The 14,491-nt window shown below is 54.5% G+C and carries 9 protein-coding genes and 1 other annotated feature; of the genes, 8 read left to right on the forward strand and 1 reads right to left on the reverse strand.

The window, feature by feature from the left end:
• The first annotated feature begins 63 nt into the window (after positions 1-63).
• The 7 genes from M2298_RS00610 (at position 64) to M2298_RS00640 (ending at position 12,368) form a co-directional block, all read left to right on the forward strand.
• Positions 64-5,595 carry a chitobiase/beta-hexosaminidase C-terminal domain-containing protein gene (locus M2298_RS00610; RefSeq protein ID WP_280648100.1) on the forward strand — a complete coding sequence of 1,844 codons (5,532 nt, stop codon included), beginning with the start codon at positions 64-66 and terminating at the stop codon, positions 5,593-5,595.
• 275 nt (positions 5,596-5,870) lie between these two features.
• Positions 5,871-6,602 (forward strand): IclR family transcriptional regulator, encoded by a 732-nt coding sequence (locus M2298_RS00615; protein WP_173596059.1) that lies wholly within the window; start codon positions 5,871-5,873, stop codon positions 6,600-6,602.
• 19 nt (positions 6,603-6,621) lie between these two features.
• Complete coding sequence (locus tag M2298_RS00620; RefSeq protein ID WP_122962839.1) at positions 6,622-8,010, forward strand: dihydroorotase; 1,389 nt, start codon at positions 6,622-6,624, stop codon at positions 8,008-8,010.
• A 2-nt stretch (positions 8,011-8,012) separates the two neighbouring features.
• Positions 8,013-9,368, forward strand: a complete 1,356-nt coding sequence (locus M2298_RS00625; RefSeq protein ID WP_280648101.1) for an MmgE/PrpD family protein — start codon at positions 8,013-8,015, stop codon at positions 9,366-9,368.
• A gap of 7 nt (positions 9,369-9,375) precedes the next feature.
• Positions 9,376-10,581 carry a Zn-dependent hydrolase gene (locus tag M2298_RS00630; RefSeq protein ID WP_242772392.1) on the forward strand — a complete coding sequence of 402 codons (1,206 nt, stop codon included), beginning with the start codon at positions 9,376-9,378 and terminating at the stop codon, positions 10,579-10,581.
• Positions 10,582-10,695: 114 nt separating this feature from the next.
• Positions 10,696-10,899 (forward strand): DUF3311 domain-containing protein, encoded by a 204-nt coding sequence (locus M2298_RS00635; RefSeq protein ID WP_122962842.1) that lies wholly within the window; start codon positions 10,696-10,698, stop codon positions 10,897-10,899.
• Positions 10,896-12,368 carry a sodium:solute symporter family protein gene (locus M2298_RS00640; RefSeq protein ID WP_173596062.1) on the forward strand — a complete coding sequence of 491 codons (1,473 nt, stop codon included), beginning with the start codon at positions 10,896-10,898 and terminating at the stop codon, positions 12,366-12,368. The genes M2298_RS00635 and M2298_RS00640 overlap by 4 nt, the downstream gene beginning before the upstream one ends.
• A 71-nt stretch (positions 12,369-12,439) precedes the next feature.
• Here M2298_RS00640 and trpS read toward each other — a convergent pair whose 3' ends face one another.
• On the reverse strand, positions 12,440-13,423 hold the full coding sequence (gene trpS / locus M2298_RS00645) for a tryptophan--tRNA ligase (protein WP_122962844.1): 984 nt from the start codon (positions 13,421-13,423) through the stop codon (positions 12,440-12,442).
• A gap of 67 nt (positions 13,424-13,490) precedes the next feature.
• Positions 13,491-13,755: a binding site (T-box leader), on the reverse strand.
• Positions 13,756-13,888: 133 nt separating this feature from the next.
• Here trpS and M2298_RS00650 point away from each other — a divergent pair.
• Entirely contained in the window at positions 13,889-14,479 is a 591-nt protein-coding gene (locus tag M2298_RS00650) for a TetR/AcrR family transcriptional regulator (RefSeq protein WP_173598451.1), read from the forward strand.
• Positions 14,480-14,491: the final 12 nt, after the last annotated feature.

The following is a 14,491-nucleotide window of genomic DNA, read 5'->3' on the forward strand; positions in this document are numbered from 1 at the left end:
ATTGATTGTTTACGATGTTCATAGCTTTCGTTTCGTATTTTGGAGAGGAGGAATGAAGAAAGAATGTCACACAAAAACCAAGGTTTTCGCCGTTTGCCCAAGCTGGCGCTAATCGCAGCTGTGGTTGCGGGCGCGGTTTTGCCGACGGGATGGCTGCCGCAGGCAAAGGCGCAGCATGCCGATCATATCGTGATCAGCGAGGTGTACGGGGGCGGGGGAAACAGCGGGTCCCATTACAAAAATGACTTTATCGAGCTGTACAACCCGACTAGCACACCAGTATCTCTTAACGGCTGGTCGGTGCAATACGGTTCTGCCAAAGGAACAGGCGCCTGGCAAAAGTCCAGTTTGACTGGCACGATTGCCCCGTACGGCTTTTATTTGGTCAAACAGGCGGCAGGCACAGGTGGCATAGCAGAGCTTCCCGCACCGGATGATACAGGGACGCTGAACTTGTCCGGCACGGAAGGAAAGGTTGCGCTGGTCAGGAGCGGAACCGTTTTGACCGGAACCGATGTGTCATCCCCTGATATCGTCGATCTGGTCGGCTTCGGAGCAGCCAATGCGTATGAAGGCGCAGCACCTGCTCCGGCTACGACGGCCTCCACCAGTGTCTCTCGCAAAAGCAACGCCGACGGCATCGCGCCAAACGGCGGAAACGGCTGGGATACGAACGATAACAGCGCCGACTTCATCGCGGGTGAGCTGACGCCGAAAAATACGGCGAGTCCGGCAGAAACTCCGCCTGCGACAGATGTCACCGAGAAGCCGAGCGGCAGAGGGCTGCTGTTTGACAACACGAATCCGGCGGCAGCCACCATTCGCGGCTATGTCCGCCCGAATGTCACGATCAAAGTATACGCAGCCCAGCCCACGGGAAGCGAAACAGCTCTGGCTGAACAAGCAGCAGACCAAGCCGGGCAAATCGATTTGACTTTTGCCAATCACAATCCGGGGGCAACGGCTGTCTATCTCACGGCAAAAGAAGGCAGCAAACAGGAAAGTCAGGGCGCGGAACTGGTTCCAGCAGCTACAAGCCCTGCCATCGCAGTAGACAAAGTCAGTTTGCAGCAAGGGGGGCAGACAGCCGAGCTGAAGGGCCAGGCAGGAGCGGCAGCGGGCAAGGCGATTCTTCGCGCGTATGACGCTCCCGGCGGAAACAGCTTGTTGCTCGGCGGCAGTCCGACAGGAAGCGCAGCGGACAATGGGGCCTTTTCCTATTCGGTTCAAGTTCCCGATCAGCTGGAAAAAGTGTACGTGACGCAGCAGCTTGCGGACGAGCGCGGCCAGATGTTCGAAAGCGAGCCTGTAGCCGTGGCGAAGGCTGTGCTTGCGCCGAGCGCGATTGCCGAAGCGAGAGTTTTGGCCAAAGGGACAACAGCCATGATTGAAGGAACCGTCACAGCCATGTTCGAGGCAGGCGGGCAGTTCAACGTCTACATGCAGGATGACACAGCCGGGATTGTCCTGCGCGCGCCAGGACTTGCGGGCAAGATCGAGGTCGGAGACAAAATTCAGGCGACCGGAAAACTGAACGACTACTACGGGCTTGCCCAGTTGGAAGCGGCAGCCGATCAGGTCACGGTCGTAGAAAAGCAGGCAGGCGTGCCAGCACCGCAGTTGGTTACCTCGGCCGATTTTGCGGCAAGCACGGGAGAAGCAATCGAAGGCAAGCTGGTCACAGTTCACCAAGTTACGGTAAAGTCCGTACAAAGCGGAAACTACACGCTGCAAGACGCGCAGGGAAGCTTTCTGTCGCGTCCATCGCCAGCGCTTCCTTTGGAAAAGGACGTGACCTACGCCAGCATCACCGGGGTCGTCAATTACGATTATAACGAGTACAAACTTGTGCCGCGCACGGCGGCTGATCTGGTAGAGGATGCGACCACAGTGCCGACTGTGACAGCGTATCCGCAAGGGCCGCTGATCGCCGCAGGCACCAAAGTAACTTTGTCTACGTCTATGGCCGATGCGAAAATTTACTACACGACAGACGGTTCGCCGCCGACTCGCGCCAGTGCCGTCTATACAGCCCCGCTCCAGATTGATGCGGACACGACGATTCAAGCGTTTGCAGTCAAAGAAGGCTTTACGGATAGCAAAGTCGCCACGTTCCGTTACACGATCCAAAAAGACAACATTCGCATTCATGATATCCAAGGAGCTTCGCACCAATCGCCGATGGCGGACGGCACGGTAAAAGCTGTTGCGGGAATTGTCACGGCGGTCGTGAAAAGCAGCGGAACAGTCCAGGGCTTCTACATGCAAGACACAGCTCCCGACGATGATCCGCGTACATCAGAAGGAATTTATGTGTATGAGCCGAAAGCAGCCGTCAAGCCGGGCGATGAAGTGAGCGTCGACGGGACTGTGAAGGAGTATGTGCAACAGAGCAGGGCGGCCACTGACCTCACACAGACGCAGATTGATGCTGCGAAAGTCACCGTGACGAAACCGGATCAGTCCTTGCCAGACCCGATTGTGCTCGGAAAAGGAAATTACCGCTATCCAAAAAGGGTCATCGACAACGACAGTCTGGGCAAGTTCGATCCGGAGGAGGACGGCATTGATTTTTGGGAAAGCCTCGAAGGGATGCTGGTTCAGATCGACAATCCAGTCGTGGTCGGGGAGACAAAAGTTTTCTCCAACCCGGCAAGTGTTGAGTTCGTCATCATTGACGACCAGGCGCACCCCGAACAGCCGCGAACGCCAGCAGGCGGAGTTTTGCTGCAAGCAGACGATTTTCACCCTGAGCGCATTACGGTAGCGGACAAATTCGAGCCGATCTTGGATCATCCGAAGGTTGGCGACACTTTTTCCGAACCGTTGGTAGGAATTGTCGATTACAGCTTTGCGAACTACAAGCTGTATCACACCAAAACGTTTTCCGTACAGGCAGGCGAAAGCGAGCCGACTGTGACCAAACTGTCTCCGAAACCGGATAAGCTCGTGATCGCTTCCTACAACATCGAGAACTTTTCAGCGAAAACGGATTCAGACAAAATCGGGCGCATCGCGGAAACGATCGTGGAGAACATGAAAGCGCCGGATATTATCGGTGTCGTAGAGATGCAGGACAACAACGGGCCGACAGACAACGGTGAGACGGATGCTTCCAAATCGGCGCAAGCGTTGATTCAGGCCATCGGGCAAAAGAACGGGCCTGCTTACCGCTACGTCGATATCGCTCCGCAAAACAACCAGGACGGCGGCCAGCCAGGCGGCAACATTCGCGTCGGATTTTTCTACAACCCGGATCGCGTGCAACTGGCAGACGGCGCAGCGGGAACAGCAACAGAAGCGGTGCAGGTCGAGTCGCGCAACGGAGCGCCGCACCTCACACTCAATCCGGGCCGGGTCGATCCGAACAACGAGGCGTTCGCGTCCAGCCGCAAGCCGCTGGCAGCCGAGTTTGTATTCCAGGGCCAATCCGTGTTTGTCATCGCGAACCATTTTAATTCCAAGGGCGGAGATGGGGCGCTGTTTGGCAAAGATCAGCCGCCGAAGCTGGTGAGTGAAGCGCAGCGGATGAAAATCGCCGGCGTTGTGAACCGCTTTGTCAAACAGATTCACGCAGCAGACGCCAAGGCAAACGTAGTTGTTTTGGGTGACCTGAATGACTTCCCGTTCTCCAACCCGGTGAGAGCTTTGGCGGATGGAGCTTTGACCAACATGGTCGAGACGCTGCCGCCGGGCAGACAATACACGTATGTGTACCAAGGCAACTCGCAAGTGCTCGATCAAATTTTGGTCAGCCCGCATCTGGAACCGAACGCGAAGGTCGATATCGTGCATATCAATGCCGGGTTCACAGAGCGTCAAGGCCGGGTAAGCGACCATGATCCGGTGCTTGTGCAGCTCGATTTGCAAAATCAAGGCGAGCACGAAACGACAGCGCAGGAAGTAGCAGACAGTATTACACGCATCGCCCAGCCAGCAGCCGGAGCGACCAGACTTGTTCTGCCGCAAGTGCCGGCAAAATTTGCGCTTGCGATCAAGTCGTCGAGCGACACCGATGTCATAGCGCTGGATGGCACGATCACGCCGCCGAATCGCGCGACGAGTGTAGAGCTGATTTTGCAAGTAACCAGGCTGTCAGATCAATCGACTGCCCTGACCCAAACGCTTGCGGTGCAAGTGCCTGCCAAACCGACAAGCCCGTCGATTCCGCCAGTCACCCCGCCAGACACGACACCGACGCCGGAAAAGCAGAGGGAGCTGAACAAGCAAGCGGAAAACGCGATTTTGTCTGCAACCGACGAGGAAAGCATTGTGAAACAGGTGAGTCTCGTTCTCGGCAGTTTGGAAAAGCTGCTCCAATCGAAAAAGCCGGAGCCAGCGGACAAGTGGGATACAGTTTCCGATACGATTTCAACGGTGCTGGCTGCTGTAATGGAGCAGGCCGAACGTGAGGTCATCCGGGAAGCGACATTGCGTGATTTGACCGAATCATTTTTGCAAAAAGCGTTTGATCCTCTTGTCAGCGAAAAAGGGGAGGACGAAGAGCTTGCCAGACTCGGGCTTGCTGCCTTGACGAACTTTGCCAAAACGGCGCTCGCCCCACTCGATGCAGAAGATATCTCAAAAGATGCTGCGAAACGCGTTCGCGTCCTGGCTGAAACGCTGCTGAAACAGGCTGGCACAATCGAGGTCGAGCCTGGAGCCGAGATCAAGGCGTCAGACGAGCAAGTGGAGGAATTGCTGGAAACGCTCGGCGATTTCCTTGTGGCGATCAAGGATGTGAGGGAAAAAATCGGCTTCACGCCTGCGTTGTTCATCCAGATCGAAGAGGAGGCAGTAGAGGCACCCGAGGAGGATGATGCCGATACAGAAGATCGCCTCCAGAGCAAACAGGCAAGGCAGGAAGAGCAGCAGATTTCACTGGATCAGCAACTGGTCGAAGTGTTGAAGAAAAAGGAGATCGGCGCAAGACTGACCGTACCTGGCGGGGCATGGGTGGAAGTGCCGGGAGCGTATTTTGCGGCGGAACGGGCCAGAAAATTCGCCCTCTCTTTGACGGAAGCAGAAGGAAACGGGTGGCAAGGCGTTCCCAATCCGGGCGAAGCCTACCTGTTGCAAGCGTGGAGTAACGGAAAAGAACTGACCAGCCTGGGCAAAGCAGGCTTCACGCTCGGATTGCCCGCTGCAACTGACGGCGACGACAAGCGGCAAGTTTACACGTACCGGAACAAAAAGTGGAAGACGGTAACCGGAGCCAAGGGCAAGCCGATCAAGGTGACACAAGAGGATGACATGGCCGTGTTCCCGGTGCAATCCGCTGCGGCTTACGTCGTCGGAGATGCCGCTTTGGACAAACTCGAAGTCAAGGCAAAATCGCTAAAGCTCGTACCTGGAGAGGAGCTGCAGCTTGAAGTCCTCGCTACTTACGGCGACGGAAGTTCAGAAGAAGTGACGGATGCAGCAGGAATCCAGTTCGAGTCGAGCGTGCCCGAGCAGGTGGAGGTAGACGAGACAGGACGGATTCGCGTCTTGGCAGATGCCTCTGGGGGTACAAGGGCAACGATCACGATCCAGTATGAAGGCAAGACGGTGAAGGTGTATGTGTTTGTGCGAAATGTAGAAACTAGCCAATGAGCGAAAAGCTCCTCTGTCAAACAGGGGAGCTTTTTCTTTTTTGCTGCGTACCAAACAAAATCCAATCGTATCAAGCAGTTATGGCCGGGAGAAAAGCTTTATTTTCAGGCAAATGAAAAAATGAGTTGTCTTCAGCAAACGAAGTGCGCTATAGCAAAAACATAAAATTTAATAAATGATAATCAATTATCAAATATTGATAATGGAACAAGAGTCAGTCCTATGCTAATCTGTTAGGAGGGATATCACACTACGAAAGAAGGATACAAGATCAGATGAGTGCAGAGAAAACCTTGGACATTTTGGATTTGTTCGATTTTGACACAAGAGCGTTGAACGTACCGCAAATCGCCGAGAAGTTGGGACAGCCGCAAAGTTCTGTCTATCGTCATCTGCGTTTGCTCAAAGAAAAAGGCTATATCATGGAATCGGCCAACGGGTACTACAGCCTGGGCTACCGTTTTTTGAAGCTGGCGAAAATCGTCCGCCTGGACATGAACATAACAGCCATCGCGCAGCCTGTGATGAGGCAATTGACCAAGGAGACAGAAGAGACGTCGATTTTGCTGGTGTACTCCAACATGCAGGCGGTCTGTCTCGAAACGATTGCGTCTCATCAGCCCATCAAAGTTTCGTCGGAGCAAGGACAGATTGTTCCGTTGTACGGCGGGGCATCTTCCAAGGCGCTGCTTGCCTTTCTTGCAGAGGAGATCGTGGAAGAGCTGTACGGGAAAGGGTTTGTGCGCAAACATACCGAGCAGACGATCACCGATCTCGCCGTCATGAAACAAAATTTGGCTGAAATCAGAGAGAAGGGGTACGCCTTCTCGGATGGGGAGATCGATGAAGGCGTCGTTTCTTACGGTGTACCCATCCATGATTCCGATCAGCAGGTTGTCGCTTCTTTGAGCATTGCCGGACCTCGTGGACGGATGCTGGAAAAAGACGAAAAGGAACTGGTTGCCCATCTGATGGCAGCGGCAGAGTCGATTCAGCGCTATCTGTAAAGATAGGTGGGAGAATACAATGGAAAAATACGATTTGGTTGTTCGCGGGAAGATGGTACGAGAAGATCAGGTGACTTTGGGACAGATTGGGGTCAAGGACGGGAAGATTGCCGTTATCGAGTCGCCGGATGCGGTTCTTGTGGCGGATAAGGTGCTGGATTTTGCCAACGCCTACGTGTTCCCGGGAACCATCGATGTTCACGTTCACTGTTTCAGCAATCCGAACGAAGGATTTATCCCGACGAGCATGTCTGCGGCAGCAGGGGGAATCACGACATTTCTGGACATGCCCTACGACCTGCCAAATCCGATTTCGAATGTAGAAATCTTTGAAAAAAAGGTAAAACAATTGGAGCAAGAAGCAGTCGTGGACATATGTCTGTGGGGCACCATTTCCAAAACGAACGGGACGGATCAGATCGTGCCGCTCGCGGAGGCTGGCGCCGTCGCTTTCAAAATGTCCACGTTTGAGACCGATGCGTACCGTTTTCCGCGCATCCCGGACCCGGAAATTATCAAGGCGATGGAGCTGATCAAAGAAACGGGACTGCGCGCAGCTTTTCACTCCGAAAATGACGAAATCATCGTCGACATGATCGAGGAGTATAAACAGGCAAACAAAGTGTACCCAAAAGCGCATAATGAGACGCGCCCGCCTGTCACCGAGACAAGCGCCGTGCTCAAGCTGATGGAATTTGCCTATTGGACAGGCGTGAAGCTGCACATCGTCCATGTCAGTCATCCGCGTACGATCGATTTGATCAATGCTTTCAAGGCGCAAGGCGTCCAGGTGACGAGCGAAACTTGTTATCCGTACTTGCTGCTGGACGTGAACGCACTGGATCAGTTCGGACCGAAAGCGAAAAACAATCCTCCGCTGCGCGAGCCAGAGGAAGTGGCAGGGTTGTGGAAGCACCTCCAGGACGGGAATATCGAACTGATTTCCTCCGACCATGCGCCATGGGGAGCCGAGCACAAAAATCCGGGCAACGACAACATTTTCAAAGCGGCATCCGGTTTGCCAGGCGTGGAGATCATGACGCCGCTGATGTTTGCTGCGACGGTAGCAAAAGGCACGATGACCCCTGTCCAGTTCGCCAAAGTAATGGCGCAGCATCCGGCAGAAGTGTTCCAGATTCCGGGCAAAGGGAAAATCGCCGTAGGCTACGATGCCGATTTTGCCGTGATTGATCCTGACCAGACATGGGTAATTGACGAGACTCGCTTCCGCTCTCATTCGAAAATGTCGCCGTTCCACGGCCAGGAAGTGAAGGGCAAAGTCATTCAGACGATTGTGCGCGGAACGACTGTGTACGACGGCGAAGAGGTCACTGTCGAGCCGGGCTTCGGTTCGTTTGTTCCCGGTTCCGCTTACAAGGGAGCGGCTGTTGGGGGGCGCAACCATTGAGCATGGAGCGATTTACAGACATGTTGAGCGAACTGCTCGACTTGCGGCCGGAAGACATCCCTGCCGAGACGATCGAGCGGGCTACGTGGATGATTGCGGATACGCTGTTTGCTGCCTGCTACGGCTTCGCTTCGCCAGAGCTGAGCGCTTATTTGGAAAACGTGGCTTTTGCCGAGCGGGACGAGCTGCACGCCGTTCCCGTATTTGGAACCGGATTGTATACGACGAGTGCGCAGGCAGCGATGCTGTACGGCACCGCGATCGTAACGAATGAGCTGGATGAGGGCAACCAGTTTGCAAAAGGGCATCCTGCGGCGCACATGCTCGCGCCTGCCCTGATTACCGCCCTGGAGCACAAGGCGTCAGGCGCAGAACTGATCCGTGCCTTTGCCATTGGCTATGAAGTAGCAGCGCGTCTGGCTTATGCGAGCAACATGAATGACGACATGCACCCGCACGGAACGTGGGGAATTGTCGGGGGAGCGGTTGCCAGCGGCCTTTTGCAAAAAAAGTCCAGGCAGCAAATCATCGAGGCGGCGCTGCTCGCTGCCTCGCTCCCGCTGGCAACGTCTTGGGAAGCAGCCGTCACGGGGATGACGGTTCGCAATCTGTATGCCGGGATCGGCAGTTTTCTGGCGTTGCAGGCGTGGGAGTTCCAGGCGGCCGGTTTTGCAAGCAGCGAGCATGTCGTCGACCATCTGTGGGGAACGATTTTGTCCAAAGGCATCCGGTACGAGCTGTTCCAGACGGATTTGTGGGCACCGCCCTTGTTGAACAAAAATTACTTCAAGCTATACCCGTCTTGCCGTTTTTCCCATTCCGCAATCGATGCCCTGCTTGCTCTCCAGCAAGAAATGGAGCTGCAAGCAGCGCAGATCGACTTCGTGCAAGTAGAGACGTACGGTTTGGCGGCCCGCCTAGACGATCCAGATCCGGCGAACGCTTTGGCGGCGAAGTTTTCCATCCCGTTTTTGCTCTCCGTGCTCATCCACGGCCATTCGCTGTACGATTGCTTCTCTGGGGCCCTGTTCCAAGACCGTTCTGTCCGCGAGCTGGCGAAAAAAATACGCGTGACGGAAAGTGCGGAAATGACGGCGCTGCTGCCAGCCAAGCGTGCGGCGAGAGTGACGGTTGCGACGCGCGAAGGCACAACGAAAAGCGTCTACGTCGATGCGGCATCGGGGGGATTCGATCAGCCGTTTCCAACGGAATTGCTGCGCGACAAATTTACCAGCATGCTCGGACGATGGAAGGCGGATGTATCCAGCAAGATGATCGCAGAAGCCTTGCTGCTGCCAGAGCGAACGTCCGTCAGCGAATGGCTGGAGCGGATCGAAAGTTGGTCAGTGGAAGGATGAAGACAACATGACACGAATGCGCATCAACCTCGAACGGTTGAAAAACAACTTGATGGAAGTGGGCGCGGTTGCCAATGCAGGAACAGCAGGCTATACCCGGCTGGCCTACTCCGCCGAGGAAAAAAGGGCGCTTGCCTGGCTGCAAGAAAAGATGTCCGCACTGAAGCTGACGGTAAACGAAGACAGCTTGGGAAACGTGACTGGTCGGTGGGGAGCTGCGGGAGTACCCGCCATTGTGTTTGGCTCCCACCTCGATACGGTGCCAAACGGCGGATTGTACGACGGAGCGCTCGGCGTCATCGTCGGACTGGAATGTATCCAGACATTGCAGGAAGCAGGCAGCCTGCCGGAAGTGCCGCTAGAACTGGTTGGTTTTGTAGGCGAGGAAGCCAATCTTCTCGGAGGCACATTTGGCAGCAGAGCAGTCGCAGGATCAATCGAACAGTCGGAAGATTTTGACGAAAAATTGCGTCAGTTGAACTTTACATGGTGCGACGTTGCAGGCGCCAAGCGCAGTAAAGACGACTACCATTGCTATCTGGAACTGCACATTGAGCAGGGCGCCCTTTTGGAAACCAATCAAAAGCGAATCGGCATTGTGACAGCCATTGCGGGAATCCTGAGACTAGCCGTGAAAGTTAAGGGGCGGGCCAGCCACTCCGGCACGACACCGATGCATCTGCGCCATGACGCCTTGCTTGATGCGGCGCGCTTGATCCAGGAGGTCAACAGGCTCGCTGTCGCAGCGAACAGCGATATTGTGGCAACGGTTGGCGAAATAGCTATTTCGCCCAATCTGGCAAACGTCGTGCCAGGCGAAGCCGATCTCAACATTGAAATTCGCGGCAGCAACTGGGAGGAAATGAAGGGGATTGAGGAGCAGATTCGGAACTGGTCGCAAGCCAATATCGCGGCCCGGATCGAGGTGGACGTGGAAAAGCGGCCAAATGCGCTCTCGCCGCGGATTCAGGCGAACATAGAGGCAGCGTGCCAGCAACTAGGCGAGTCTTACCAGTACATGTTCAGCGGGGCCAATCACGATGCCAACTCGCTGACGGCTGTTACCGACGTCGGCATGATTTTCGTTCCCAGCAAGGACGGGGTTAGCCATCATCCGGATGAGTTTACGTCTTGGGAAGACATTGAGGCTGGAGCCAATGTCATGCTGGAAACGCTGCATTTGTTGATGAAAACATACGGACAGGCCCAATAAAAACAGTCACAGAGCAGGCGAACGGAGCGCTGGCCATTTTTACCGGAACGGCTGTAAACGACCGGACCGGGCGGCTGGTCTCCTGTTGCCTGCCACGAAAAGGGGGCTACATCGATGAAAGTGTATTATTTGCTCGGCTTGCTGCCGTTTCTGGCAATTCTTGTCGGCACAGGATTTGTCAACCGAATGGAACCATTCGTTTTCGGACTTCCTTTCCTGCTGTTCTGGTTCTTTTTCTGGACGATTATGTCCTCTGTCATCATGTGGATCATTTTCAAGCTCGATCCGATTAACAAACAAGAGGAGGAAACCGAATGAACAGCGCGATGTGGATCATCTTCGGGGCGTTACTCGTCAGTCTGTTGCTGGGCATCATGGCCCGCAGGGGAAAAGACATGAGCATGGAGCAATGGGCGATTGGCGGCAGGGGATTCGGCAGTATTTTCGTGTTCCTGTTGTTGGCGGGTGAGACGTACTCGATTTTTACCCTGCTCGGCACGAGCGGTCTGGCTTATTCCAAAGGCGCAGTCGGCTTTTATCTGATCGCTTTCACGACTTTGGGCGCGATTACGTCCTACTGGCTGTTGCCCCCGATCTGGCGGTTCGCGAAGAAACACAACCTCGTGTCCCAATCCGAATTTTTTGCCGTCAAATACAACAGTCCCGTGTTGGGCGTGTTTGTGACGATTGTCGGCGTAGTCGCCCTTGTCCCTTATATTGTTCTGTTGTTCAAGTCGATGGGTATACTGGTGTCCGCCACTTCGTACGGAGCGATTTCTCCTACCGTAGCGATCTGGATCGGGATGATCGCCTTGGTCGTTTACGTCATGATTTCCGGCATCCACGGTTCTGCCTGGACTTCCACGGTGAAAGACTTTCTGATTTTCTTTGTCATCCTGTTCCTCGGTATTTACTTGCCCGTGCATTACCATGGCAGTTTTCAACATATGTTTGAAACGGTCAGTGCGGCCAAGGAAGGGATTTTGACCTTGCCGGACAAAGGCATGAGTCTCTCCTGGTTCATCTCCACCGTAGCGATCAGCGCTTTCGGCTACTTCATGTGGCCGCATAACGCACCGACGATTTTCGCAGCCAAAAATGCGCGGACATTCCGTACCAACGCCATTTTGCTTCCGCTCTATGCGATCATGATTTTGTTCGTCTACTTTGTCGGCTTTACCGCCATCGTTCAAGTGCCTGGACTTACGGGGCCAGACGGCGATTACGCGCTTTTGCGCCTGTCGATGAAGACGTTTGATCCGTGGTTTGTGGGCATCATCGGTGCTACAGGCTTGTTGGCTACCCTCGTGCCCGGCTCCATGATGCTGATGTCTGCGGCTACGATGCTGACGAAGAATGTATACGGTTACATGTTTCCCAAGGCCGAAGGGGCCAACTCTGCCCTGATTGCCAAAAGCTTCGTGATCGTCCTGTCCCTCGTGTGCACGATGATGGCTTTGGGCGAGAACAACACGCTTGCCACTTTGTACCTCACCTCGTTCAGTTTGGTGACCCAACTGGCTCCGGCCCTGTATTGCAGCTTGATGAAGCGTAACCAGATTACGAAGCAAGGGGCGTTCCTGGGCATTTTCTTCGGGGTAGGAATCGTCTTGTACATGACGTTCACCAAAACGACCATGGCCATGCTGTTCGCGGGCTTCCCCCAGTGGATTCAGGATTTGAACAACGGGGTCTTCGCTCTCGTGGTCAACATATTCGTCATGGTTGCTGTCAGCTTCGTTACCAAAAAGGCGGCCGATGCGAAGCAAGTAACGCAGTATTCGTAGTCGCTTTTGCCAAAAGAAAACGGGTCGGGAGATATATCCCGGCCCGTTTTTTGCGTGGTTCTTGCTGTCGGTTAGCGAGCCATGCCCATCGCTGTTTCGACTTTGTGCAGCATCTCGTTGGCAGCATCATTGGCTTTTTTGGCTCCGGCAGAGAGAATGTCATCCAGCTCGGAGGAGTGGAATAGCTGCTCGTAGCGCTCCTGGATCGGACGCAATGTTTCCACCACGACTTCGGCCAGGTCGGTCTTGAAAGCGCCGTAGCCTTTGCCGTCGTACATCGCTTCGATCTCTTGCAGCGATTTGCCGGAGCAGAGCGAGTAGATGGTCATCAGGTTGGAGACAGCTGGCTTTTCTGTCTTGTCATAGCGCACAGCGCTGTCGGAATCGGTCTGCGCACGCTTGATTTTTTTCGTGATCGTAGCCGGGTCATCCAGCATGGAGATGAAGCCGCCCTGGTTCGGATCGGATTTGCTCATCTTTTTCGTGCCATCGGCGAGCGACATGATGCGTGCGCCCGTTTCCGGCAGGCGAACTTCCGGAATGGTGAAAATTTCTCCGTAACGGTTGTTGAAGCGGGTTGCCAGGTCGCGTGTCAGCTCCAGGTGTTGCTTCTGGTCTTCGCCGACCGGAACGAGGTCAGTGCCGTACAGGAGAATGTCTGCCGCCATCAGTGGAGGATACGCCAGCAGTCCGGCAGGGATCGACTCGCCGCGTCCGTCCGATTTGTCCTTGAATTGGGTCATGCGCTCCAGCTCGCCGAGGTACGCCGTGCAAAGCATGATCCAGCCGAGCTTGGCGTGGGCCGGAACTTCCGATTGGATGAACAAGGTCATTTTGTTCGGATCGAGGCCGACTGCCAGGTAGAGGGCTGCGAGACGACGAATGTTTTCGCGCAAAACAGCCGGCTCTTGCGGCACAGTGATCGCATGCTGATCGACGATGCAGTAATAGCAGTTGAACTGGTCCTGCAACGGAACAAAATGCTTCATGGCGCCCAAATAGTTGCCGAGGGTCAAGATGCCGCTGGGCTGAATACCGGAAAAAATGGTTTTCATGATAGATGCTGCTCCTTTCCAAATGGGGAAATAAATGATGGAAATACAAAAAGGTCCATCCGCCCTGGACAGGGACGAATGAACCGTGGTGCCACCCTTGTTATTTTGCACAGGAAACAATCATGCGCAAAATCGCTTTGTTCCGTACCGTTTTGATACGGTGTCCTTTGTAACGTACGGACGTAACGCCAAAGCCTACTGCCGCTGCGAACAAGCCGGGTTCGGTTTGGAGCTCGGAAGCCCATTCATCATTCCCTCAACACTGATTCGCACCAACCATCAGCTCTCTGTCGTCTCGAAAAATGACTACTCTTCTTCCTCATTGCCATTAAAAAGATACCCTTTGAGCAATCATTTTACGCAGTGCCAATCAAAAAAGCAAGAGGGGATTGACAAAATAAGCCAAAAAATGTAAAAGTAACTCATGAGTTATATAACTGTTGAGTTACTTTTGGGGGTGGGGAGATGGAGGAGAGCAAATTGCCAAAAGGCGAGCAAAGCCGTGGCCGACTGCTTGCGGCGGCAGCTTCTGAATTTGCGGCGAAAGGGTTTCATCGTGCGCGGGTGAGCGACATCGTCAAGGCGGCGGGGCTGACGCAAGCTTCTTTTTACCAGTATTTCGAGAGCAAGGAAGGGCTGTACCAGCAGCTTATGGACGAATTTTTTTCCCGGCTGTGGGAGCTTGCTGACGGAGGGAGCAAGGTAACGGCGTTGGGCAAAGCAGACGTCTTCGACCAGGTGCGCGAAAATCTCGTCGCTCTGTTTGGGTTCTTTCAGGAGCGGCCCGAATTGACGCAGATTGTCCTGTATCAGGCGGAAGCAGGAGAGGAGCTGCACCGCAAGCTGGCAGCGATGGTAAGCGCCAACTTGCGGCAAAATCAGGTTGCCGGACACGTCCGCGCCGCTTTGTCGCCTGAAGTGGCCGCAGAAGCGATGGTCGCCGTATGCTACCGGCTGACGGCCCGCTTTTTGCTGACCGGGGAAAAGCCGCCCGAGCAGCTCGCCGACGAAGCCGTATGCTTTTTGGCGCACGGAATTTTGCAGGAAAAGCGATGAGGAGGATGGCGC

Origin of the sequence: Brevibacillus sp. 1238 (genome assembly GCF_029892995.1) — a bacterium.
GTDB lineage: Bacteria > Bacillota > Bacilli > Brevibacillales > Brevibacillaceae > Brevibacillus > Brevibacillus parabrevis.